Raw genomic sequence first — 22,562 nt, forward strand, 5'->3', positions numbered from 1 at the left:
CGAAAATCCTTCGGTTTTGAACATCGTAGACAATGAATCTTCCCGCCGTCGACCCCCATGTGGCTCCAGTCACATGCTCAGTAGCCTTGGCGCATGCCCGTCGAACGACTTCTGCCGACGGATGAGGCCGCTGACCTGCTGGTCCTCACCCGTGACCTCTGCGACAAGGAAGTACTCCCTCCTGCCGCCGAAGGTGAACTGACCGCCACCCCACCGCGTGACCTGTTCCGCACGCTCGGGCGGGCCGGACTGCTGTCGCTGCCCTACCCCGAAGAGTTCGGTGGCGCAGGACAGCCCTACGAGGTCTACCTGCAAGTGATCGAGGAGATCGCCCAGCGGTGGATGGCGGTCGCCGTCGGCGTCAGCGTGCATTGCCTGACCGCCTATCCCGTGGCCGAATTCGGCAGCACTGCACAACAGGAGGCATTGCTGCCGGAGATGCTGGGCGGCGAGTGGCTCGGCGCGTACGGACTCTCCGAACGCGAGGCGGGTTCCGACATCGCCCAGATGCGGACGCGAGCCGTGCAGGACGGCGGTGGCTGGCGACTGAAGGGCACGAAGGCCTGGATCTCCCACGCCGCTCACGCCGACTTCTACACGACCTTCGCCCGCACTGATGACACCGGTGGCAAGGGCTTGTCCTGCTTCGTCGTCCCGGCCGGCGCCGACGGACTGCGCTTCGGAAGCCCGGAACGCAAGATGGGCCTGCACGCCGACCCGGTGGCGGAGGTCATCTACGACGACGTGCCGGTCAGTGGCGACCGTCTGATCGGCGAACGCGGACAAGGCATGGCGATCGCGCTCAGCGCGCTCGACGCTGGACGCCTCGGAATCGCCGCTGCCGCAACAGGATTGGCGCAGGCTGCGCTCGACCACTCGGTGGCCTACGCCAAGGAACGCCACCAGTTCGGGCGTCCGATTGCCGACAATCAGGGGCTGGCGTTCATGCTGGCCGACATGGAGGCAGCCGTCTCGTCGGCACGTGCCACCTACCTCCACGCCGCCCGCCTGAAGGACGCCGGAAGGCCGTTCAGCAAGGCCGCGGCTGTCGCAAAGCTCGTGGCCACCGATGCCGCGATGAAGGTGACCGGTGACGCCGTCCAGGTGCTCGGCGGCGCCGGCTACACCCAGGACTTCCCGGTCGAGCGTTTCTTCCGGGACGCGAAGGTGACCCAGATCTTCGAAGGCACCAATCAGATCCAGCGCCTGGTGATCTCCCGCCAGTTGCTCGCCGGACTGTGACCAATCTGCGAATCCACACCAACGACAAGGACATTCGATGAAGATCAACGACAAGACCGTCGCGCTCGTCACCGGTGGTGGCTCGGGCCTCGGCGAGGCCACTGCTCGCCGACTGCACGCGGATGGCGCTGCCGTCGTCCTGCTCGACCTCGAAGGCTCGCGGGCGCAGCAGGTGGCTGACGAACTCGGTGAGCGTGCGCAGTTCGTTGCTGCCGACGTGCGCGACGAGGCCCAGGTGCAGGCGGGTATCGACGCGGCCAAGACAATGGGCGAGCTGCGCATCGTGGTCAACTGCGCCGGTGTCGCCACCCCCGGGCGCATCGTCGGCAAGCGCGGAGTGCACGACCTTGACCAGTTCCGCACGGTGATCGAGATCAACCTCATCGGCACCTTCAATGTGCTGCGCCTCGCATCAGCCGCCATGGTCGACAACGAGCCGCTGGACGAAGACCGCGGCGTCGTCGTGATGACGGCGTCCGTGGCCGCCTACGACGGTCAGATCGGGCAAGCCGCGTACGCCAGCTCCAAGGGCGCGATCGTCGGCCTCACCCTCACCGCGGCACGCGACCTGGCGGACAAGGCGATCCGGGTCATGACGATCGCCCCGGGCACCTTCGAGACCCCGATGATGGCTGGGCTCCCGAACGACGTGAAGAGCATGCTGGAAGCCCAGGTGCCGCACCCCTCCCGCCTCGGCCGAGCCGACGAGTACGCGCAACTGGTCGACACGATCGTGGCCAACCCCATGCTCAACGGCGAAGTGATCCGGCTCGACGGCGCACTGCGCCTCCCGCCCCGCTGAACCAACCGGCGACGAACAACGCGAAGGGCCGCACCCATGTCGGGTGCGGCCCTTGGCGTTGCGGCAGAGATCGAATTCAGTAGATGCGGACGTCGGTGCCGTTGACCAGGCGCCCGGTGCGCAGCAGGTAATCCTGTGCGGAGTTGTGCAACCGGATGCAGCCGTGCGACGCCGGGTACGGCGGAATGCTCAGCGAACCGTGCACCGCGATGCCGGTCGTGGTGAAGAAACGCGGCTTGTACATCCTGCCCAGCGGGCCTTCGACCCAGGCGTTCGTGCTCGTCTCCTGCACCGACTTGCGGTAGATCTTGAAAGTGCCCTTGGGCGTGATGGCCGTGGCCCAGCCACCGAGGTACTCGAAACGCTCGCCGTTGCCGTTGCCGGTGCTGGTGTTGAGCGTCAGGTGCACGACTCCGCCCTTGACGATCATCAGCGTCTGCGTGGCCAGATCGATCTCGATGCCGTCCTGCTTCAGCTTGCTCTGCGCACGGACGCGCGCCAGACCGCTGTTCCACAGCGCCTCGTCAATCACGCCGGTGCGGCGCAGCCCGTGCGTCTTCTGCAGTGCCCATACGGCCTGCTGCGTGAGCTGGCCGAACACGCCGTCGGCGGCACCGAGCCAGTAACCGGAAGAGGCGAGCGCAGTCTGGAACTGCTGGACATGCCATCCGCGGGACCCGATCGTCATGGTCGGCACCGCTGCGTGCGCGGACTCAGCGCCCAGCAAGGAGGCGCCAGCTGCAGCGACGCCGCCTCCGGTGCCGATGACCAGTGAACGACGGCTCATCTGAGCGCTCATGACATTTCCCCTTGCGGTGAATCGTGGTGTGACGGCACACAGTGTGCAGCCGCCATATTTTGCCCCGCGGGCGCGCGGTGCGCCAACGGGCCTGTGGATTGCCGAACCGATTGCATGGTTGATGTCCCCTTGATTCATTTCCCTTGTACGCCATTCCCCCGGACGGCATAGGTCAAGTGTGCGGGAAGAAGCAGCTTCCGTCGATGGGTCGAAGCAGCTATCCGGGTATCGAATCGATCTCGAAACGACCGCCGGCAGTCGCGAGGAGCGCTGAGGCTGCAGCTGTCGCCGGAGCAGTGATCGCCGTCCGCATGGTCAGTCTGGTGCGGCGCTCGATGAGGTCTGCCGGAGCCAATGCGCCCTCGTGACGGATGCCGTACGCCAACTCCGCTCGCAGGGTCGTCGAGCCACTAACCACCGGCTCGCCCAGGGTGGGATCTTCGTCGATCATCGCCTGCACCTGCTCGGCGAGAGTGCCGTACCGCCGCACGAGATGGCGCGGGGCACGAACCCGCTTCAGCAGTGACGCCGGCGCCGCACCCACCAGTGGCAGACGATCGGTCACGCACGGCGCCGCCGACATTTGGTCGGCCAGTCGCCGGCACGCGGCATCGACAGCGTCCTGCGCCATCTTGCGGTAGGTGGTCAGCTTTCCGCCCACGATCGTGAGCGGCGCGCCGGGACGATCGAGCAGCAGATGCTCCCGTGAGATGTCGGCGGACGACCCCGTCGTCTGCCCCGTGACGACCAGCGGACGCAGCCCGGCGAACCGGCCGACCACGTCCGCGCGGTCCAGCGGCACCGCCAGGTGTCGGCTGACGATCCGGAGCAGGAACTCCTCGTCCTGCGGGGGTACTGCAGGCGCGTGACCATCGGCTCCCGGCGCGGGCTCGTCGGTGAGGCCGACATAGACCAGCCCGTCGGGCTGGGGCAGCACGAAGACGAACCGTCCGAATTCGCCCGGCACCGGCAGGTTGACCACACACTCGAGGTGGCCCAGCCGCGCGGCCGGCAGCACCAGATGGGAGCCCCGGCTGGGAGCAAGCTGCACCCGATCGTCCAGCCCACCGGACCACACCCCGGCCGCGTTGATCACAACGCGTGCGCGGGCTACGAAACGCTCCCCACTCAAACGGTCGTGCACGGCCACCTCGTGCTCACCGACCTCGTCCGCCTGCACATAGGTGGCGATCCGCGCACCGTGCGTGGCCGCGGTGCGCGCAACGTTCACCACCAGGCGGGCGTCGTCCTGCAACTGGCCGTCCCAGTAGGTGATGGCACCGCGAACGGCGTCGGGTGACCACGCCGGCAGCAACTCCCGGGCCGCGTCGGCGCGCAGGCGCCCGGGCCGAGGCAGCAGCTCGCCAGCGGTGCCGCTGCGCCGACGGAGCAGATCGGCTGCTCCCGGCCCGAGACTGGTCAGCAGGGCCGTCGAACGCGTCAGATCAGGGGTGAGCGGCAGCGCGTTGAGCCGGGGGCGCGCCAGGTGCGGCGCCACCACGGTCATCAACAGATGCCGCTCGCGTGCGCTCTCGGCCGCAATACGCACGTGTCCCCCGGCGAGGTAACGCAACCCACCGTGCACCAACTTCGAGCTCCACCGCGAAGTGCCGGACGCGAGGTCGTCGCGCTCGATCAACGCCGTGCGCAGCCCACGACTTGCGGCATCGAGAGCCACTCCGGCACCGGTGATGCCACCCCCGATCACGAGCACGTCGAAGACCTCGCGGCGCAGCCCGTCGACGGCCGCTCTGCGGGAGACAGCATCCAGCGAGGCGACAGCGGTCATTTGCTACGCCCGCTCGCGAGGTAGCCGGCGACGAGATGGGTGACCTCGCCGGTGATCATTCGGCGGTCCAAGGGTTCGTCGGGATCGACCCCGATGACGAAAGTCTGCAACGACAGGATGAGGAAGCGGGCCTGGACGGCAGCCGACGGACGCGAGCGCAATGGTCGACCGAGCGCTCGGCAGCGGCGGCGCGCGCGTGTGATGAGCTCGACGAGCTGTTCGGTCAGACTCACCTGACCGCGACCGAAGTGACCGACGACGTAGGGCATCAACAGATGTGGATCGTGGCGCCGAAGCGCTTGCAACAGAGCGGAATCCATGAGTTCACCGACCACCTCGGCGACGGCGGTGGCCACTTCGGCGACGGGGTCGTCCGCGGATTCGAGGTCGAGCGCTGTCAACGGGACGACCGACCCGAGTTCGTGGGCCAGGGCATCGAGCACCAGCTGCTCCATGCCTCCTGCTCGGCGGTAGACGGTCATCCGTGACAGTCCTGCCCGCTGGGCGACCGAGGTCACGGTCGAGCGTGAAACGCCGTAGGCGCCCACCTCTTCACGCACTGCTCGCCACAGCGCTTCGTCCACACTCTCCGCCATGACATCAGCCTTTCGCTCGTACTCAGAGTGACACTCTATGTCATACTGTCACACATGGATCCGACTTTGCAGTCTGTCGAAAGATCGGTGTGGTGGGGCTGGGGCGATCCGGCGCTGGCCACCACGCTGCCCGCGCACGCCAAGCAGATGCTCGACGACCGGCTCGGCGTGCGCTGCTCGGTCACCGATCACCGGCCCGTCCCGCTCGAAGACATCACAGTGCCGGCGTCCCGGCTGTCAGCATCGACCAGGGACGCGCTCACAGCCGCGGTCGGGCCCGCACACCTCCTGATCGATGACGCAGATCGCATTCCGCGCGCGGGTGGCAAGAGCTACGTCGATCTCGTGCGAGCCCGCACCGGAGACCTGCCCTTCGTGCCGGACGCGGTCATTCTCCCCGCAGATCACGACGAGGTGGCTCAGGTCGTCGCACTTTGCGTCGAGCACGACATCGCCGTCGTGCCCATCGGCGGCGGCACGAGCGTGGTCGCCGGGCTGACTGTGGCAGACGAAGCGCGTCCTGTCATCAGCCTCGACCTGCGCCGACTCACCGGGCTGGTATCTCTCAACGAGACCGATCGGACCGCTACCTTCCTGGCCGGCACGATCGCTCCCGATGCGGAGATCGCTCTACGCGCAACGGGATTCACGCTGGGCCACTTCCCCCAGAGCTACCAGCAGGCATCGCTCGGTGGATTCGTGGCCACCAGGAGCGCCGGCCAGTCGTCCAGCGGCTACGGGCGCATCGACGACATGGTCGAAGGCGTGCGCGGCGTGACTGCCGTGGGTGATTTCGACTTCGGCGCCCAGTCGCCGGCGTCCGCAGCCGGGCCGAGGTTGCTCGACCTGATGGTCGGCAGCGAAGGCGCCTTCGGGGTGCTCACCGAGGTGACGCTCCGGGTGCAGCCTGCGCCGAGGGTCACTCGGCACGCTGCCGTCGCCTTCCCGGATTTCAGCTCCGCAACGGCTGCCCTGCGGGAGATGGTGCAGCAGCTCGGGCACGATGCCCAGCCCGATGTCACCCGCGTCTCCGACGCCGACGAGACCGAGGTCTCGCTAGGGCTTGCCGGCCGCCCGGGACGGCTGATCTCCGCCTACCTGAAGCGCCGCGGCGTATCGGCTCCGTGCCTGGCGATCCTGCTGTGGCACGACACCGGCGAAAGCGTCGCACGCGACCGGCGACGCTCCGCAGCCAAGATTCTGCGACGGCATGGAGGTATCAGTCTTCCTGACAAGATCGCGCGTTCTTGGGAGCACGGTCGGTTCAATGCGCCTTATCTGCGCGACGAACTCATCACCCGAGGCGTCTTCGTCGAGACCCTCGAGACGGCCACCCACTGGTCGAACATCCCGGCGCTGCACAGCCGGGTCGGTGCTGCCATCACCGACGCCCTGGACGGCCTCGGCACCCCGGGCATCGTCCAGTGCCACATCTCGCACGTCTACCCCGCCGGCGCGTCCCTCTACTTCACCTATCTCGCGGCGGAGGCCCCCGATCCGCTCGGACAATGGCGCGCCGTGAAGCACGCTGCAAGCGACGCCATCGTGGACGCTGGGGGCACGATCACCCATCACCACGCCGTCGGCCGCGACCACAAGCCGTGGCTCAAGCACGAGATCGGCGATGTCGGCGTGCGTATGCTGCGCGCACTGAAGAACGAACTCGATCCGGGTAACAACCTCAACCCCGGTGCCTTGGTGCCCGACGCACCCTGAGGAGGCAGAGATGACGAAGCTGTCCGGTCGTGCCCTCGTGCTGGTCAATCCTGCTGCCGGAGCAGGCACCGCCGGCACTTCGGCGGACGCCGTGGTGGCCACCCTGCGCAGCCTGGGCTTCGAGGCGAGCCTGATGCACACCAGCAGTGCCGAGCACGCCGTGCACTGCGCCGCGCAGGCGGCGCCGGACGACCTTGTCCTTCCCCTCGGCGGCGACGGCATGATCTCCTTCGTCGCGCAGGGCTGCGTGGCGTCCGGCGCATTGTTGACCCCGCTGCCTGCCGGCCGCGGCAACGATTTCGTCCGTGGCCTCGGCCTCCCCCGCGACACCCTCGCGGTGACCCGCACCTTGAGCACGGCGTCCGAACGCGTCGTGGACGTCGGGCGCATCGGCGAGCGCACCTTCGTCGGCACCGCCACCATCGGCTTCGACGCGCTGACCAACGAGCGCGCCAACCGGCGGCGTCGCATCCGCGGCGCCGTGGTCTACACCGCCGCCGGCGTGGGCGTGGCCCTCCGCATGAAGCCCGCCCGGTTCGAGGTGCGCACCGACGGCCCGGAGGGACAGCGCGAAGAGCGCTTCACCGGGTGGAATCTCAGCATCGGCAACTCCGGTCGCCACGGCGGCGGACTGACCGCAACTCCAGGAGCAGACCTCGCCGACGGCCTGCTGGACGTCGTGGTGACGCAGGGCTCGCGCTTCGACCAGCTCGCCGCCTCAGCGCTGCTGGAGCGCGGTGGACATCACGTCCGCCTGCCGTACGTGCAGCAATGGCGGGCGACGCAGATCGAGGTCACCGCCACCGATCGGCACGGTGCCCCGTTGGAGGTCTTCGCCGACGGCGACCCGATCTCGTCCACCCCCGCCACCATTCGGGTGGAGCCCGGGGCCCTTCGACTCTTCTACTAACGACCGCGCGACAACACGAAACGGCCACCGGATCATCCGGTGGCCGTTTCGGGTGGACTGATTCGTCAGTCGGCGTTCCTGTCGCGATCGCGATGACGGCGCAGGTGCTGCATGCCTTCCTCCTCGAGTCGGTCCTCGTCCTCTTCGGAGATCGTGCCGATACCCGGGCCGTAGGAGAAGACCGGACCTTCCTCGCCGGAGCGGCCGACGATGTTGAACAGGAAGTTCAGCAGAATCGCGGCGATGGCGGCCGATGTGATGCCGGAGTCGAAGATGGTGCGGAACCATGCCGGGAAGTGCTCGTAGGCACCCTTCTGGACGATCGGCAGCATGCCGAAAGCCAGGGAGGTGGCGACGATCACCATGTTGGCGTTGCCGGAGAAGTCGACCTCCTTCAAGGTCTTGATTCCGCTGGCCGCGACCGTGCCGAAGAGCACCAGACCGGCACCGCCGAGCACCGGCATCGGCACCGCGGCGACCAGCGCACCCAGCTGCGGGAGCAGGCCGAGGACGATCAGGATGCCACCGCCGTAGGCGACCACCCAGCGGCTGCGGATGCCGGTGATGGCGACCAGGCCGACGTTCTGGGCGAAGGCGCTGAGCGAGAAGCCGTTGAAGACACCGGCCACGGCGGTCGACAGGGTGTCGGCGCGCAGACCGTTGGTGACGGTGTCGCGGTCGGCGGGCTTCTCGGTGATCTCACCGAGGGCGAGGATGTCGGCGGTCGCCTCCACCATGATCACGAGCATGCAGATGGTCAGCGAGATGATCGCGCTGATCTCGAACTGCGGGGCGCCGAAGTGGAAGGGCGAGGGCACCTGGAAGACCTTCGCCTCGGAGATGGCGCTGAAGTCGGTCATGCCCATCGGGATGGCGACGAGGGTGCCGAGCACGAGGCCGAGGATGATCGCGATCCGGCCGAAGAAGCCCGGCAGGAAGCGGTAGATGAGGATCACCAGCATCAGCGTGATGAAGGCCAGGAGGTACTGCTTGGGCTGCCCGAAGTTGGGGCTACCGACACCGCCGGCGGCCCAGCCGACACCGACCGGGATCAGCGACAGACCGATCATCGTGATGACGGTGCCGGTCACGACCTCTGGGAAGAAGCGCAGCAGCTGGGTGAAGATCGGGGCGATCAGGAAGCCGATGAGACCTGCGACGATCAGTGCGCCGTAGATCTTCTGCAAGCCTTCATGGCCCTGGTCCTTGGCCGCGATCGCGAGCATGCTCGACACCGCCACGAACGAGGTGCCTTGGACGATGGGCTGGCGAGCGCCGATCTTCCAGACACCGACGGTCTGCAGCAAGGTGGCCACACCGGCCATGAACAGCGCGGCCGAGACGAGGTAGAACTTGTCGCCCGCCTCGAGCTTGAGCGCGCCACCGATGATGAGCGGCACCGCCACGACACCGGCGTACATCGACAGCACGTGCTGGAGCGCATAGAGCAGCGAAGGCCCTGGCGGCATCGGCGTATCGACCGGGTGCCGCGCCTCCTTCTGCGTGGTCGTGGCTTCGGCCATCAGTGCCTCCCTGACGTGTCCGCACCCTGAGGGCGACTATTTCGTATGGCGGAAATCGCATTCCGTTCGTGGCACTGTGGACCACGCCACGCCTTCCCGTCAATGCGACGCGCGATATATGGACTAACCCGCTTCACGACCCAGGTCGCCGGCCACCGCAGCGGCAGCTTCCCGAAGCACCGGAATCGCCCGATCCTGCACCTCTTGGCTCATCCGCGCCGACGGTGCCGACATGGAGACGGCCAGGCGCACCCCGGTGGCAGGCACCGGCACGGCCACGCAGTGCACCCCGACCTCCATCTCCTCGACCTCGACGGCCTCTCCGGTCTCGCGCACCCGCGCGAGCTGCTCGAGGAAGACGTCCGGATCGGTGATGGTGCGCTCGGTGCGCTGCGGCATCCCGGTGCGGCCCAGCAGCTCCCGCACCTGCGGATCGGGCAGCGAGGCGAGCAGCGCCTTGCCTGCCGCGCGGCAGTGCGGATGCACGTGACGGCCGAGCTCGGTGAACATGCGCATGGCATGCGGTGAGGGCACCTGCCCCACGTAGACGACCATGTCGCCGTCCAAGGTGGCGAGGTTGACCGTCTCACCGAGCTGCTCAACCGCTCGGGCGAGGTGGGGAGCGGCGCCGGCCCCGAAGACTTCGCGCGCGCTGTTGCCCATCGGGATCAAGCGCGCGCCCAACGCGTACCGCCGGTTGGGCAACTGGCGAAGGTAGGAGCGTCCGACCAGCGTGCGCACCAAACGGTGGATCGTGGGCATCGGCAGGCCGGAGGCGTTGCTGAGTTCGACGAGAGCGACATCGCCGCCCGCCTCGACCAACTCCAGGATCTCAAGGGCGCGGTTGACCGATTGCACGCCCCCCGGTTTCGACTCAGCCATGTGCGCTCCCTGTCATATACATGAGACCTGGTAGATATTCCGCAAGATGAAACCTATCCTCCATCTAGCAGAATGAACAGGACCCCTAAGGAGCAACCATGCCCGTCCCGGAGTTCGTGCCCGACCTGACAGCGTCACTCGACCGCCGTCTCGCGCAAGCCGATCGCGATCTCGCGGAGCAGTACCCGGGCGACCGCACCACCCGCCAGCCGATCCACACGGTCTACGTGCCGGCCGACCTCTTCGCTGCCGAAACCGTATCCTCCTGGGGCGCAAAGGCATTGGAACTGCTCGACCAGTTCGCCCCGGACGCCGCCACCCTCGCCGCCGTGGTCGGCGCCGACGAGGACGAAGTCGACCAGGTCTACGAACGCATCCGGCAGAAGCTGCGCACTGCGCCGATCGAAGACCTGCGGGTCGACTTCGAGGACGGCTACGGAGTGCGCACCGATGACACCGAGGACACCCAGCTCGAAACCAGCGTGGCCGATCTGCGCAACGCCCTCGACCAGTCGGATCGCCCGGCGTGGTGGGGCATCCGCTTCAAGTGCTTCGAAGCACCGACCCGTGCTCGCGGAGTGCGCACCCTCGCTGCGTTCGTGGCAGCGATGCACGACCGCGCCGGCGACGGACTCACGCTCACCCTGCCCAAGGTGACCTCGATCGCCCAGGTGGAGGCGATGGTCGAGGCCTGCGACCAGATCGAATCTGCGCTCGGAATCGATTCGGGCACACTGACTTTCGAGATCCAGGTGGAGACCGCGCAGGCGATCATGGCCTCGGACGGCGTGGCACCTCTGGCGCCGATGATCCACGCGGGACAGGGACGCGTGAGTTCACTGCACTACGGCACCTTCGACTACAGCGCCGGGCTCGGCATTGCTGCCGCCTATCAGGCGGCCGACCATCCGGCAGCCGACCACGCCAAGAACATCATGCAGGTCAGCGCGGCCCAGACCGGGGTGCGCATGTCGGACGGATCGACGAACGTGATCGCGTTCGGCGACGCCGAGCAGGCCGCTGCCACCTGGAAGCTGCACTACGACCTCGTCCAACGTTCGCTGGTACGCGGCATCTACCAGGGCTGGGACATGCACCCCGGGCACCTACCCACCCGCTACCTGGCCAACTACCTCTTCTTCCGCCGTGCCATGCCCAGCGCCTGCGCGCGGCTCTCGTCCTACCTCAGCAAGGTCTCCGGCGACGTCATGGACGAGCCTGCCACCGCGCGCATGCTGGCGATGGCACTCTTGCGAGGTGTGCACTGCGGCGCGATCGACGCCGCTGAGGTGCACGACGCCAGCGGCCTCACCCTCGACCAACTCCGCGACCTCACCCGATAGGAGCCACCGCGTGAGCACCGAAGATTTCGACCTCGTCATCCGGGCCCGGCAGGCCCTCATCGACGGCGCACTGCGCGGGGCGACGATCGGCGTCCGCGACGGAGTGGTGGCGCAGATCGGCGAACTGGACGACGAATTCAACGGCACCGACGCAGTGTCGTTGCCCGACGACCACGTGCTCCTGCCCGGCATGATCGACACCCACGTGCACATCAACGACCCAGGACGCAGCGACTGGGAGGGTTTCGAAACGGCCACCCGCGCCGCGCTCAAGGGCGGCTACACGACCTTGGTCGACATGCCGCTCAACAGCCTCCCCTCCACAGTGTCGGTAGACGCACTGGAGACGAAGAAGGCTGCGGCAGAAGACAATTGCTACGTCGACATGGGCTTCTGGGGCGGCGCCATCCCGGGCAACATCGCCGACCTGGAGCCGCTGCACAAGGCAGGAGTCTTCGGCTTCAAGTGCTTCCTGGCCGATTCCGGCGTCCCGGAGTTCCCGCCGTTGGATGCTCAGCAGTTGGAGGAGCACCTCACCGAGACCGCCCGCATCGGTGCCCTGATGATCGTGCACGCCGAAGACCCCACGACGCTCCAATCGGCGCCGGTCGTGCCGGGTCGGCTGTACTCCGACTTCCTCGCCTCACGTCCCGATGCCTGCGAGGTTGCAGCGATCCGGGTGGTCATCGAGGCAGTACGGCGCACCGGCGCCCGCGCCCACATCCTGCACCTGTCGTCCGCTCTGGCGCTGGACGACATCCGCGCCGCCAAGGCCGAAGGTCTCCCGCTCACCGTCGAGACCTGCCCGCACTACCTGTCGTTCACCGCGGAGACGATCCGGGAAGGTTCGACCGCGCACAAGTGCTGCCCGCCCATCCGCGGCCAGGCCAACCAGGACGCCCTCTGGGAGGGCCTTCGTGACGGAACCATCGACAGCGTCGTCTCCGACCACTCCCCCTCGACAGCCGAGCTGAAGCAGACCGACATCGGCGACTTCTCCACCGCGTGGGGTGGGGTCTCGTCCATCCAGGTCGCCTTCACCGCGGTCTGGACGGCTGCTCGCGACCGAGGCTTCGAGATCGCCGACGTGGCGCGGTGGATGTGCGAGAAGCCCGCGCAGATCGTCGGTTTGCGCTCGAAGGGCGCGATCGCAGTGGGCAACAGCGCCGACCTGATCGATTTCGCACCCAACCAGGCGTGGGAGGTGCGCGTCGACGATCTGGAGCACAAGAACAAGATCTCGGCGTACGACGGACTTCAACTGACCGGGCAGGTGGAGAACACCTGGCTGCGAGGCTCGAAGGTGAGCACTGCGTCGGCCGCCGGCACCTTCCTGCAGCACGACGTCGACTGATCGCCGCCACCTCGGGCCGGTTACCTTGTCGGCGGGCAGGACGACCGTAGGAGAGTGAGAGCACTGGCACGGGCTGATGACTCTGCCGCCACGTCGCGCGGACGTCGATGGCCGCTGCCACTCGCGGCGCTGGCGGCCATCTGCTATTCCAGCTGGTTGCTCGCGCCCATCTTCAGCCCCCTGCACGACCCGGTGCGTTCGTACGTCAGTGAGCTCGCGGCGAGCAAGGAGCCGAAAGCGCTCTTCTACCAGCTGATGGACCTCACCGCCGGGGCCGCGATCTACACCGCCTGCATCCTCGTGATCTGGTGCGATCGACCCGGCTGGAAACGCGCGATGCCGTTCGTCCTGCTCGGTTGCTTCGGACTGGTCACGATCATCGACGCATTGTTGCCGCTGAGCTGCACACCGACGTCCGACCAGATCTGTGCGCTGGAGGAATCACTCGGACTGGTGCCACTGGCCCATCAGCTCCATCTCTACAGCAGCACCACGGTGGGGTTGCTCGGCGCGGCCACGGTGATGTGGTCGTCGGTCTACGCGTGGCGTCATCAAACACCGGCAGAGCTGCGTGTAGGAGGACTGGTGCTGGCAGTCGTCCACCTGCTGACGCTGGGCTGGACCACCCTGGCGGCGCTGGACGTCATCGGCGTCGGCCTTGGTGTGGCACAACGCATTTCGCTTATGACGTTGACGATCTGGTGGGTGCTGCTCTTCACGCTGTGGCACCGCTCCCCCGGACGCGGACTGCCCGAGGCATGACTCGCGTCCAGTTCCACTCCAGGGGCCGCACGCTGTCGGTGCTGCGGGTCGGGCAGGGCGTCCCGGTGCTCTGTCTGTCGGGACTGGCCGGGGTGAGCGACGACTGGCGTCCGGTGGCTCATCACCTCGAGACGACGCACACCGTCATTGCGGTCGACGTCCCTGGTTGCGGTTGGGCGGGGCCAGGAGCGACGCGAGTGGACGGCCTCGTCGAGGCCGACCGGCTCGCCGACCTCGTCGCCGAGTTGCACCTGGCACCGGTGATCGTGGTCGGGCACTCGATGGGTGGCTTCATCGCTGAGTTGTTCACTCGTCGCCATCCCGAACTGGTCAGTCGGCTCGTCCTGCTCGACTCCTCGGTCGAGACCGACCCCCGCCCGGGTGCGGTCAGTGCGCGTACCGAAACGCTGGCCGCAGTGGCCGCGCGCATGATCGCGCCGCCCGCACGTCGGGTGAGTGACGCGGTGCTCGCCCGCCGCGCAGGCACGTCGGAGCTGCCTCGCCGCGCCGCTTCTGCCCTGGGCCGCCCCGAAACCGCCCGCGGGCTGATCGCCTGGTGGTGCTCGTACGGCTCACTCGCCGCGCAGGTGGACGACGCACGACGAGCACTCCCGCAGTTGCCGCCGACGACCGTGCTCGCCGCCACGAGGCGTCGGCACGACACCCGGTGGATCCGCGCGCAGCGCGATCTTGCGCAGCTGCTCGATGCATCGTTCGCGGTGCTCGAGGACAGCGGTCATCGAGTGCACCTGGAGCGCCCGGACGCCGTCGCCGCGCACATCGGCAGTCGCTGCACCGTCTCGCTCGCCGACCATCGCAAGACGCGGGGACCAGTTGAGCAGTAGCTTGCACCGGTGATCGACGTAGTGCTCACTGGCGCACTCACCGGGCTCGGCCTCATCGTGGCCATCGGCGCCCAGAACGCGTACGTGCTGCGGCAGGGCATCCACCGCCAGCACGTCGGCATCGTGGTGGCCATCTGCGCGCTCAGCGACGCGCTGCTGATCCTGCTGGGCGTCGCTGGCGTCGGCGCATTGATCGCCGACCACCCCACCGCGCTCACGGTCACCAAGTGGCTCGGTGCCGCCTACCTCGTGTGGTTCGCGATCAAGTCCTTCCGGTCGGCCATGCACCCCGAGGCCCTCAAGGTGGGCGGTCCGGTTGCCCGGTCGGGCGTCATCGCCACCACCCTCGCGCTGACCTATCTCAACCCGCACGTCTATCTCGACACCGTGCTGATGCTCGGCAACATCGCCACCCAGCAGGGCGATCCGGGCCGCTGGTGGTTCGCCGGCGGCGCGATGACCGCGTCGCTGCTGTGGTTCAGCGCGCTCGGTTTCGGGGCTCGAGCAGTAGCGCCCTACGTGAGCCGGCCGTCGGTGTGGCGAGTGCTCGACATCGTCATCGGCCTCACGATGCTGCTGGTCGCGGCGCTGCTGCTGTTCGGCTGATCTCGTAGCGCGGTCCTTCTCTCCCGCACCTACTGACGATGACCGGTGGGGCCGTCCACAGGACGCGGCCGCACGGCCCATTGGCGCGACGGTGCTGGCACAGTGGTCGCCGTGATCGCCGCCATCGGATTCGCCGCGCTCGGGCTGCTGCTCGGCTTCGGCGCGCGACACGAGCTCACCGCCGGACGCTGGCGCCGCCAGACCGACATCAAGCCCGTGCCGGGCTTCGGTTGGGTGCTGGTGATCATGCCGGTGGTGCTCGCCGTGATCGGGCACCACACAGCTCGGTTGAGTTGGTGGAGCACGCCCGCCTACGCGGTGTTGACCGTGGTCGGCGTGGTGCTCACTGCCGTCGACGCCGACGTCCACCGCCTGCCCGATCGACTCACGCTCCCCGCCATGCCGATCATCGCCGCTCTCCTCCTGGTGGCGTCCTACGGAGTGGACGACTGGTCACGCCTGGGTCGAGCCAGCATCAGCACCGTGATCGTGGGGGTGACCTTCTTCGTCCTCGTGCTCGCGTCGCCTTCCGGCATCGGACTCGGCGACGCCAAGCTCGCTGTGCTGCTGGCCGGCGCGCTGGGCTGGCTCGGTTGGACGGCCGTCCTCGCCTGGCTCTTCTACGGGTTCCTGCTCGGTGGACTATGGGCGCTCGCGCTGCTCATCACCCGGCGCGCGACCCGCAAGACGTACATCGCCTTCGGTCCGCCGCTGCTCATCGGCGCCGCTCTGGCGATCCTCAACGTCAGCAGCCTGTAAAGGTTTCGACCCATGTCGGGTGGCCGGGTACGATCACCTCTGGCCTCACGGCCACGCCGGTGTAGCTCAGTTGGTAGAGCGCCTCACTTGTAATGAGGATGTCGCGGGTTCGACTCCTGTCTCCGGCTCCACCAGGCTCGGTCAGCGCCTGTTCGCCTCACGGACAGGTTGCGATCAGGTTGGGCCGTTACCGTCGAAGCATGACGACCGCGCTGCTCGTCGCGATCCTCGTCGGATCGATGCTCGCGCTCGCAGGTCTGGGCGCATGGTCAGTGTTCGAACATCGCCGCAGGGTCATCCGCCATGGACACCGCCCTTCGCTGCGCGGTCGACGCTCGCGGCATCGCAGTCGCACGCACCGCTGACACCGCACCTCAGAGCAGCGACAACCTCACCTGGCGATCCGGGTTGTCGACATTGAGGTCAACCAGGCAGATGCTCTGCCAAGTGCCCAGCGTCAACCGTCCGTCGATGACCGGCACGCTCGCATACGGCGGAATGAGCGCCGGCATCACATGCGACCTGCCGTGTCCGCGGGTACCGTGCCGGTGGATCCAACGATCGTCGGCGGGCAGTAGATCCTGCAATGCGGCGAGCAGGTCGTCGTCCGAGCCTGCGCCCGTCTCCAGGATGGCGATGCCCGCGGTGGCATGCGGGACGAACACGTGGAGCAGGCCGTCGCGCTCCGCGGACGCGGCGAAGGCGGCGCACTCGGCGGTCAGGTCGTGCACCACTTCATGTCGTCCGGTGTGCACGGAGATCTCGTGGGAACGCATGTCGCCACGCTATCTGGCTCGTTCAACGCCCTGGCCGCAGCGCTGCCGGTGCTGCTCAGCGTGGTCTTCTTCTTCTACTTCAACGCGGGCGTCTGGGCAGTCATCGCCACCGTCGACCGCTGGGCCTACTGGACCCTCATCGGCCTGTTCGCGCTGCTCGGCGGTGCCTTTCTGAGTAGCCGCGCCCAGCTCGACCTCGACGCCCTGGCGCACCTCGAGACCGCCGAAGAACTCCAGCAAGCGCTGGGAACACTCCCCTCGCCGAAGAACACGTCACACTCGAGGAGCCCGCGGACGCCCAACTGACCAACCGTCACAAGGCCAACCTGCGCGTGGTCGCGGTGCTCTCTCGCCTCGCGAGCGCTGCGATGCTCGCCACCGCAGTGTTCCCGGCATTCCTCGTCCTCGGCTTCCTCACCATCGGTCCTGACATCATCAAGAGCTGGACGAAGGTGGCACCCCACGAGATCTTCGGCATCACCACCAACGGCATCCATCGCCACATGCTCAGCTGGGAGCACCTGAAGGTCGCGGGCTTCCTGGCCACCTTCTCCGGCTTCAACTTCGCGCTGGTCTCGGCCTCGGACGCCCGCCTGCGCGAAGCGGTGAACGACTCGGCCGGTGACCTGGTGCGCGAGGCAAGTGCGGTGCGGCCCGGGCCTCGGCACGAGATCGCGACGGCCGATGCAGACCCCGCGTCCGAGTCCGACTCCTGCGCTGCGGCACCCACGAAAGAGTGAACTGACTGGCCGGGCACGACGACGCAGCCCGCTCGGCGGTCGGTCTGCCGCCGACCTCGCGCATGCCCACGATGAACACCTGTCGAGGGCCATCATCACCACCAAGGACTGACCTGCACAGGTGACGATCCCGGGCTGCTGAGCTGCGGCCCGGGATCGTCGCCTTGCGGGCGCAACCCCTCCCCATCGCTGCGCGACGCGGGTGGCACAGTGGTGCCCGTGACCGAGCAACGCCCCCGCGAATACTCCGATCACCGGCGCAGACTGCCTCCGGGTGCCACCCCGCGCGATCTGGGCCAACGAGCCAAGCGGGCGATCGCGGGGGGACGTCCGACCGTGCCGATCGGGCTGCGCGGCCAAGAAGGTGGCCCGAGCGACAGCCACACCCGGCTGGTGATCGACCTCGGACTCCGCGTCGGTGAAGCGCTCCTTGCCACCGGCGCGAGCGCGGCCGATGTCACCAACTCCGTCCTGCGGTTGACCAAGGCCTACGGCGTCCATTCCTTGCACGTCGACGTCACCTACTCCTCGATCACCGTCTCCCACCATCGCGGCGTGCTGCGTGACCCGATCACCGTCATGCGCATCGTCCCGGTGATGCAACAGGACTTCACCCGCCTCGAACGTCTGCAGGGGCTGGTGCGCGACGGGGAGGAGGGCCAACTCGAGATCACCGATGCCCACGACCGCCTAGATGAGATCACCACGGCCGAGCACCCCTACTCGCGCATGATGGTGGTGCTGGCGGCGGCCCTGCTCGGTGGCGCGGTCGCTGCTCTGCTCGGCGGCGAATGGCCCCTCGTCCTGCTCTCGGCGATCACCACGGCCGTCGTCGACCGCGCGGTTCGCCGGCTCGGGCGCATCGGCGTTCCGCCCTTCTTCGCCCAAGCGTTCGGGGCGGCGATCCCCACCAGCGTGGCGGTGCTGATCAACCTGCTCGGCAACAACCTGGGCATCGAGATCTTCAAAGACCTCAAACCGTCCGTGGTGGTTGCCTCCGGCGTCGTGGTGCTGTTGGCCGGGCTGGCTGCGGTGGGAGCCGCGCAAGACACCATCGACGGCTTCTACATCACAGCGGCCGGGCGCACCTTCGAAGTGCTGATCCTCAGTGGTGGGATCGTGGCGGGCGTCCTGGGCGTCCTGGCACTTGCTCAGCAGGTCGGCATCAATCTGCAGATCAGCCCCAGCTTGTCGTTCTCCACCTCACCCGGGGTCGGTCTCATCGCATCAGCCGCCATCACCTGTTCCTTTGCGCTGTCGTCCTACTCCGGGCCGCGCACGATCGCCGTCGCCACTGCGATCGGCACCTTCGCCTACGCGGTGTACGCACTGTTGACCGGTTGGGGCACCTCCGTTCCGTGGGCGGCCGGGTTCGCCGCACTGCTCATCGGCGCCGGGGCCACCCTGCTCGGTTGGCGCCTGCGGGTGCCGTCGCTGGCGATCGCCACGGCAGCGATCGTCCCGTTGTTGCCGGGTCTGACGGTCTACCGCGGAGTCTTCGAACTCGTCGATCGCCGATGGGATCCCGCGCAGGGCGGGGCCACCCTCTTCGGCGCGGTGCTCATTGGCCTCGCCATCGCTTCAGGAGTCACCCTCGGCTCGCTCCCCGGACGAATGAGTCGGCCGAGCATGCTCACCCGCCGCCGCACCAAGATGCTCACCGAACACCTGCCCGACTGACTGCGGCCACAGGGGCAACGACAAACGGCTCGGCCGGACGGGATCACCGTCCGGCCGAGCCGTTCGTGCAATGCGTCGATCAGAGAACGCGGGCGTTCAGGTAGGTCTGCAGAGCGCGGACCGTGCCGGCGTCGAGGTAGCGGGCGCCGTTCTGGTGGGCGCCGATGGTCCGCTGCAGGCTGCGCACGGTGGCCGGACCGATCTGGCCGTCCGGGTAGGCGCCGACCTTGCGCTGCAGGGCGCGCTTGGTCATCGGGCCGAAGACGCCGTCCTGGGTCGTGCCGACCCACTTCTGGATCGCACGGGTGGTCATCGGGCCGAGGGCTCCGTCGACGACGAGCTTGCGGCTGGTGGTGCGCGACGTCGTCGGGGTGCTCACCGTGGTGGTGCCACCGCCCACGCGAACGGCGAGGCCGTTGGTGCGGGTCAGGCCCGCGCGACGCGAGCAGGTCGGCCAGGCGCCGGGACCCTGGGTGCGCAGGATCGCCTGCGCGACGATGATCTGCTGGTCGCGGGTGGCCTGGTGGGCGTACGCCGCGTAGCGGGTGCCGCCGAAGCCGGTCCAGCTGCGGTAGGCGAACTGCAGGCCGCCGTAGTAACCGTTGCCGGTGTTGATCGACCAGTTGCCGCCGCTCTCGCACTGTGCAACGCGGTCCCAGACGTTGTACGGAGTGGCTGCACGAACCGACGCCGTGGCGGTGGCCTGCGCGGAGGTCGTGCCGGCGACGGCGCCGGTGCCGACCGTCGCAGCGGAAAGCACGAACACGCCGGCCGCGCGGCGACCGTTCGTCGACGCCTGCTTGGTGGCAGCGTGCTTGGGGGTGTAGCTCAAAGGGGTGTCCTTCCTGACGAACGCCGGCGGGGTTAGCTGTCGGGTTCGGGCTGTCAGGTGCCCGGCCGGTCTCCCGGCTTCACCCCCAGATCCTCGCGGATCGAAATGGGTCCCCCGTCCTCGGACGCACACGAGGTGCACGCCCCGCGCTCGGTGAGGTTAGGCGTTCGAGCGCGATGAACATGGTCTGTGAAGTTGTTGTGCGCGGGTCGAGCGCGCGGACCAGGTCCAGACACCGCCGACAGCCACGCATACGTTACCGGCTCGTTGCACATTCATCCAGACCGCACAGGGTGTGATCTGGGAACGCTCAGCCCCAGTCGGCGGGAATGGATGGAATGAGACCGGCACCTGGCACCTGGCTCATGTCCGAATACGGCCACCAGTGCAGGGGCGCGTCGAGATTCCCTGCGAGGTACAGCGCACATCCGGCGGCCAGCGCTCCCGCCACCACCACGACCGCGAGGGTGACCTGCTGGGTGCGGGCCACCGTCCGCACCAAGCTGCGTGAGCCGCGTCGGGTGGCGGTGCCGCCGGGGCCCCACCAGGCCGTCGCGAGCGCCACGGCCGTGCCGACTCCCACGGCCAGCGGACGGTCATAGGACGAGGAGAGATTGACCAGCCCTGAGGCGAAGGCCGTCGCCACCATGGCCACCGCGCCCAGGAAGGCGGGGATGATGCTGACCAGCAGCGTCGAGAACGCAGCCAGCAGTGCGTGCCAGGGTGAAAGCGCCATCGCGACCGCGGTGTCCGACTTGCGCCGGCCTGCCGCATAGCGCCGCAACACCATCGCGGTGATGGCCTTGTCGTTCCAGCGCGCCGCAAATACCCACGCAAGCGCGGCGAACCACGCGACGATCGGCACCACCGCAGCCACCGCCGTGAGCGCGACGGCCAGCGCCAGAAGAGTCCAGGTGCGGGCCGGCTGCCCGATGCGCGGGTCGCGGCCCGGCGCCACCTGCTGACCCACCTGCTGACCCATCGGCGTGGCCCACGGCGCCGGGGCGCCCTGCTGCGGAGGCTGGACGAGTTCGGTGCTCGGGCGCTGTGGGCGCACCGGAGTCTGCTTGTGGTGCAACGGGGTTGTGTCCATCACCGGCGGGCGTCGACGCTGCACGATCTCACCGGTGACACCACCGCGGGCGAAGACCTCGAGCTCGCGCAACACCTCATCGGCGGACGGGCGGTACTGCGGCTGCGGCGACAGAGCCGCCTCCAGCAAAGGCCGGATCCGTGGGTCGACGCCCGACAGGTCGGCCTGACCCCGCGCAACGCGGTCGAGGATGACCGGCATCGGGCCCTTGCCGAACGGCGCCTGCCCGGAGGCGGCGAAAGCCAGCGTGGCCGCCCAGCCCCACCAGTCGGTGGCCGGTCCGACATCCGCACCGTCGATGATCTCCGGCGAGAGATAGCCAGGCGTGCCCATCACGAGACCGGTCTGGGTGAGGCGGGCGTCGTCACCGATGTGCGCGATGCCGAAGTCGATGAGCACCGGCGCGTCACCAACCATCAGCACGTTGCCCGGCTTGAGGTCGCGGTGCACCACGCCGCTGTCGTGGATGGCGCGCAACGACTCGGCCAGCCCGCGGCCGAGGGTGACCAGTTGCGCCGGGGAGAGAGGACCGCGCTCCTCGACCACCTCGTCCAGCGGAGGACCGGGCACGTATTCGGTGACCAGATAAGGCTGTTCGCCGTCGACATCGGCGTCGATCACCCCGGCGACCCCGTCGGCCCGCACCCGGGTGAGCACCGCCACCTCACGACGCAGCCGCTCGCGGGCCTTGGAGTCGTAGGCCACGTGCGGACGCAGCACCTTGATCGCCACCTCGTCACCGGTCGGCGCCAGCGCACGGAAGACCACGCCCATGCCACCCTCGCCCAATTGACCGAGCAGCCGGTACGGGCCGATCTTGCGCTCTCGGCCCCGACCATTCGTTCGCGGCGCGTGGGCCGCGGGGAACTCTGCGGTGGCGTCGTCGTCCTGCGCAGGCGCGCGACCCGGCCCCGGGAGCCGATGGCTGCCGGTGGCCGATGGATCACGAGGCGCGGACGTCATGGCACCACGTTAAGTGGTCGACCTGGGTACACCGCTCATCGGCGCACCCAGCCGGGTGTCTCAGGAACTGATGTAACCCTCGAGGTGATCGCGTTCGGCCTGCAATTCCTGCAGCCGCGACTTCACCACGTCACCGATGCTGACGATCGAGGTGAGCCGGTCGCCGTCGACCACCGGGAGGTGGCGGATGCGGCGTTCGGTCATCCGCACCGCGACGTCGTGCAGTTCCTCATCGCCTTCGCAGGTGTGCACGGTGGTGGTCATCACGGCACTCACCGGTGTGCTGAGCAGACTTTCGGCATCTGTGGCCAGGCGGCGCACGACGTCCCGCTCGCTGACGATGCCGCTGATCGCCCCGGTGGTCGGGTCATCGACCACGACGACCGCACCGATTCCCTTCTCCCGTAGCAGTGCCACCAGTTCCGCAACGCTCGCCGAGCCGGCGATGGTGACGACTTCGCTTCCCTTGGTTCGCAGCACGTCCGAGATACGCATGGCTCAATGTAACCCGCATCACACTCGCGTGAGTAGCAATCACCGCTCGTAGGTG

The 22,562-nt window shown here is 68.1% G+C and carries 23 protein-coding genes, 1 tRNA gene and 1 riboswitch; of the genes, 15 read left to right on the forward strand and 9 right to left on the reverse strand.

Annotated features, from left to right (window positions below; translation table 11 throughout):
• The first annotated feature begins 93 nt into the window (after window positions 1–93).
• A complete protein-coding gene (locus tag J5M86_RS12225) occupies window positions 94–1,242 on the forward strand; it encodes an acyl-CoA dehydrogenase family protein (RefSeq protein WP_188059172.1) in 1,149 nt (382 codons plus the stop codon).
• 37 nt (window positions 1,243–1,279) lie between these two features.
• A complete protein-coding gene (locus tag J5M86_RS12230) occupies window positions 1,280–2,044 on the forward strand; it encodes an SDR family NAD(P)-dependent oxidoreductase (RefSeq protein ID WP_188059171.1) in 765 nt (254 codons plus the stop codon).
• Between the two features lie 76 nt (window positions 2,045–2,120).
• On the opposite strand, the gene J5M86_RS12235 is transcribed toward J5M86_RS12230, so the two are convergent.
• The 3 genes from J5M86_RS12235 to J5M86_RS12245 form a co-directional block, all read right to left on the reverse strand.
• The gene (locus J5M86_RS12235) at window positions 2,121–2,843 is read right to left on the reverse strand and encodes a L,D-transpeptidase family protein (protein ID WP_244328347.1); all 723 of its coding nucleotides are present in this window, start codon (window positions 2,841–2,843) and stop codon (window positions 2,121–2,123) included.
• A 217-nt stretch (window positions 2,844–3,060) separates the two neighbouring features.
• Complete coding sequence (locus J5M86_RS12240; RefSeq protein ID WP_188059170.1) at window positions 3,061–4,632, reverse strand: glycerol-3-phosphate dehydrogenase/oxidase; 1,572 nt, start codon at window positions 4,630–4,632, stop codon at window positions 3,061–3,063.
• The gene (locus J5M86_RS12245) at window positions 4,629–5,228 is read right to left on the reverse strand and encodes a TetR/AcrR family transcriptional regulator (protein WP_188059169.1); all 600 of its coding nucleotides are present in this window, start codon (window positions 5,226–5,228) and stop codon (window positions 4,629–4,631) included. Before J5M86_RS12245 ends, J5M86_RS12240 begins: the two co-directional genes overlap by 4 nt.
• A gap of 54 nt (window positions 5,229–5,282) precedes the next feature.
• Between J5M86_RS12245 and J5M86_RS12250 the strand changes: the two genes are divergently transcribed.
• A complete protein-coding gene (locus tag J5M86_RS12250; protein WP_188059168.1) occupies window positions 5,283–6,944 on the forward strand; it encodes an FAD-binding oxidoreductase in 1,662 nt (553 codons plus the stop codon).
• A gap of 10 nt (window positions 6,945–6,954) precedes the next feature.
• The gene (locus J5M86_RS12255) at window positions 6,955–7,854 is read left to right on the forward strand and encodes a diacylglycerol kinase family protein (protein ID WP_188059167.1); all 900 of its coding nucleotides are present in this window, start codon (window positions 6,955–6,957) and stop codon (window positions 7,852–7,854) included.
• A gap of 65 nt (window positions 7,855–7,919) precedes the next feature.
• Here J5M86_RS12255 and J5M86_RS12260 read toward each other — a convergent pair whose 3' ends face one another.
• Entirely contained in the window at window positions 7,920–9,377 is a 1,458-nt protein-coding gene (locus J5M86_RS12260; protein ID WP_188059166.1) for a nucleobase:cation symporter-2 family protein, read from the reverse strand.
• Between the two features lie 123 nt (window positions 9,378–9,500).
• A complete protein-coding gene (locus J5M86_RS12265) occupies window positions 9,501–10,259 on the reverse strand; it encodes an IclR family transcriptional regulator (protein WP_188059165.1) in 759 nt (252 codons plus the stop codon).
• A 98-nt stretch (window positions 10,260–10,357) separates the two neighbouring features.
• On the opposite strand from J5M86_RS12265, the gene J5M86_RS12270 reads away from it, so the two are divergent.
• From J5M86_RS12270 to J5M86_RS12305, 8 genes are all read left to right on the forward strand, one after another.
• A complete protein-coding gene (locus tag J5M86_RS12270; protein WP_188059164.1) occupies window positions 10,358–11,602 on the forward strand; it encodes an aldolase/citrate lyase family protein in 1,245 nt (414 codons plus the stop codon).
• 10 nt (window positions 11,603–11,612) lie between these two features.
• Window positions 11,613–12,956: an allantoinase AllB gene (gene allB, locus J5M86_RS12275; protein WP_188059163.1), complete on the forward strand. Its 1,344-nt coding sequence runs from the start codon at window positions 11,613–11,615 to the stop codon at window positions 12,954–12,956.
• A 54-nt stretch (window positions 12,957–13,010) separates the two neighbouring features.
• Entirely contained in the window at window positions 13,011–13,718 is a 708-nt protein-coding gene (locus J5M86_RS12280) for a DUF998 domain-containing protein (RefSeq protein WP_188059162.1), read from the forward strand.
• On the forward strand, window positions 13,715–14,563 hold the full coding sequence (locus J5M86_RS12285; RefSeq protein ID WP_188059161.1) for an alpha/beta fold hydrolase: 849 nt from the start codon (window positions 13,715–13,717) through the stop codon (window positions 14,561–14,563). The genes J5M86_RS12280 and J5M86_RS12285 overlap by 4 nt, the downstream gene beginning before the upstream one ends.
• A gap of 9 nt (window positions 14,564–14,572) precedes the next feature.
• Window positions 14,573–15,169 carry a LysE/ArgO family amino acid transporter gene (locus tag J5M86_RS12290; protein ID WP_370587296.1) on the forward strand — a complete coding sequence of 199 codons (597 nt, stop codon included), beginning with the start codon at window positions 14,573–14,575 and terminating at the stop codon, window positions 15,167–15,169.
• Between the two features lie 111 nt (window positions 15,170–15,280).
• Window positions 15,281–15,928 (forward strand): A24 family peptidase, encoded by a 648-nt coding sequence (locus tag J5M86_RS12295; RefSeq protein WP_188059160.1) that lies wholly within the window; start codon window positions 15,281–15,283, stop codon window positions 15,926–15,928.
• Window positions 15,929–15,983: 55 nt separating this feature from the next.
• A tRNA-Thr gene (locus J5M86_RS12300) sits at window positions 15,984–16,059 on the forward strand.
• Between the two features lie 69 nt (window positions 16,060–16,128).
• Window positions 16,129–16,293 (forward strand): hypothetical protein, encoded by a 165-nt coding sequence (locus J5M86_RS12305; RefSeq protein WP_188059159.1) that lies wholly within the window; start codon window positions 16,129–16,131, stop codon window positions 16,291–16,293.
• Between the two features lie 9 nt (window positions 16,294–16,302).
• Here J5M86_RS12305 and J5M86_RS12310 read toward each other — a convergent pair whose 3' ends face one another.
• Window positions 16,303–16,704: a secondary thiamine-phosphate synthase enzyme YjbQ gene (locus tag J5M86_RS12310; protein ID WP_188059158.1), complete on the reverse strand. Its 402-nt coding sequence runs from the start codon at window positions 16,702–16,704 to the stop codon at window positions 16,303–16,305.
• Between J5M86_RS12310 and J5M86_RS12315 the strand changes: the two genes are divergently transcribed.
• The 3 genes from J5M86_RS12315 (at window position 16,693) to J5M86_RS12325 (ending at window position 19,124) form a co-directional block, all read left to right on the forward strand.
• Window positions 16,693–17,010 carry a hypothetical protein gene (locus tag J5M86_RS12315; protein ID WP_188059157.1) on the forward strand — a complete coding sequence of 106 codons (318 nt, stop codon included), beginning with the start codon at window positions 16,693–16,695 and terminating at the stop codon, window positions 17,008–17,010. The genes J5M86_RS12310 and J5M86_RS12315 overlap by 12 nt on opposite strands.
• 35 nt (window positions 17,011–17,045) lie before the next feature.
• The gene (locus J5M86_RS12320; protein WP_188059156.1) at window positions 17,046–17,444 is read left to right on the forward strand and encodes a hypothetical protein; all 399 of its coding nucleotides are present in this window, start codon (window positions 17,046–17,048) and stop codon (window positions 17,442–17,444) included.
• A 219-nt stretch (window positions 17,445–17,663) separates the two neighbouring features.
• The gene (locus J5M86_RS12325) at window positions 17,664–19,124 is read left to right on the forward strand and encodes a threonine/serine exporter ThrE family protein (protein ID WP_188059155.1); all 1,461 of its coding nucleotides are present in this window, start codon (window positions 17,664–17,666) and stop codon (window positions 19,122–19,124) included.
• Between the two features lie 79 nt (window positions 19,125–19,203).
• Here the strand turns inward: J5M86_RS12325 and J5M86_RS12330 are convergent, their stop codons facing one another.
• The 3 genes from J5M86_RS12330 to J5M86_RS12340 form a co-directional block, all read right to left on the reverse strand.
• On the reverse strand, window positions 19,204–19,956 hold the full coding sequence (locus J5M86_RS12330) for a transglycosylase family protein (RefSeq protein WP_188059154.1): 753 nt from the start codon (window positions 19,954–19,956) through the stop codon (window positions 19,204–19,206).
• A 4-nt stretch (window positions 19,957–19,960) separates the two neighbouring features.
• Window positions 19,961–20,132: riboswitch (cyclic di-AMP (ydaO/yuaA leader) on the reverse strand.
• Between the two features lie 134 nt (window positions 20,133–20,266).
• Window positions 20,267–22,012: a serine/threonine-protein kinase gene (locus J5M86_RS12335; protein WP_188059153.1), complete on the reverse strand. Its 1,746-nt coding sequence runs from the start codon at window positions 22,010–22,012 to the stop codon at window positions 20,267–20,269.
• 60 nt (window positions 22,013–22,072) lie between these two features.
• Complete coding sequence (locus J5M86_RS12340) at window positions 22,073–22,507, reverse strand: CBS domain-containing protein (RefSeq protein ID WP_188059152.1); 435 nt, start codon at window positions 22,505–22,507, stop codon at window positions 22,073–22,075.
• Between the last annotated feature and the right edge of the window lie 55 nt (window positions 22,508–22,562).

The organism is Yimella sp. cx-51 (assembly GCF_017654605.1).
Classification (GTDB): domain Bacteria; phylum Actinomycetota; class Actinomycetes; order Actinomycetales; family Dermatophilaceae; genus Yimella.

Coding starts and splice junctions, on each gene's coding strand:
- J5M86_RS12225 (WP_188059172.1), top strand. CDS start 94: ATGCCCGTCGAACGACTTCTGCCGACGGATGAGGCCGCTGACCTGCTG.
- J5M86_RS12230 (WP_188059171.1), top strand. CDS start 1,280: ATGAAGATCAACGACAAGACCGTCGCGCTCGTCACCGGTGGTGGCTCG.
- J5M86_RS12235 (WP_244328347.1), bottom strand. CDS start 2,843: ATGAGCGCTCAGATGAGCCGTCGTTCACTGGTCATCGGCACCGGAGGC.
- J5M86_RS12240 (WP_188059170.1), bottom strand. CDS start 4,632: ATGACCGCTGTCGCCTCGCTGGATGCTGTCTCCCGCAGAGCGGCCGTC.
- J5M86_RS12245 (WP_188059169.1), bottom strand. CDS start 5,228: ATGGCGGAGAGTGTGGACGAAGCGCTGTGGCGAGCAGTGCGTGAAGAG.
- J5M86_RS12250 (WP_188059168.1), top strand. CDS start 5,283: ATGGATCCGACTTTGCAGTCTGTCGAAAGATCGGTGTGGTGGGGCTGG.
- J5M86_RS12255 (WP_188059167.1), top strand. CDS start 6,955: ATGACGAAGCTGTCCGGTCGTGCCCTCGTGCTGGTCAATCCTGCTGCC.
- J5M86_RS12260 (WP_188059166.1), bottom strand. CDS start 9,377: ATGGCCGAAGCCACGACCACGCAGAAGGAGGCGCGGCACCCGGTCGAT.
- J5M86_RS12265 (WP_188059165.1), bottom strand. CDS start 10,259: ATGGCTGAGTCGAAACCGGGGGGCGTGCAATCGGTCAACCGCGCCCTT.
- J5M86_RS12270 (WP_188059164.1), top strand. CDS start 10,358: ATGCCCGTCCCGGAGTTCGTGCCCGACCTGACAGCGTCACTCGACCGC.
- J5M86_RS12285 (WP_188059161.1), top strand. CDS start 13,715: ATGACTCGCGTCCAGTTCCACTCCAGGGGCCGCACGCTGTCGGTGCTG.
- J5M86_RS12305 (WP_188059159.1), top strand. CDS start 16,129: ATGACGACCGCGCTGCTCGTCGCGATCCTCGTCGGATCGATGCTCGCG.
- J5M86_RS12310 (WP_188059158.1), bottom strand. CDS start 16,704: ATGCGTTCCCACGAGATCTCCGTGCACACCGGACGACATGAAGTGGTG.
- J5M86_RS12335 (WP_188059153.1), bottom strand. CDS start 22,012: ATGACGTCCGCGCCTCGTGATCCATCGGCCACCGGCAGCCATCGGCTC.
- J5M86_RS12340 (WP_188059152.1), bottom strand. CDS start 22,507: ATGCGTATCTCGGACGTGCTGCGAACCAAGGGAAGCGAAGTCGTCACC.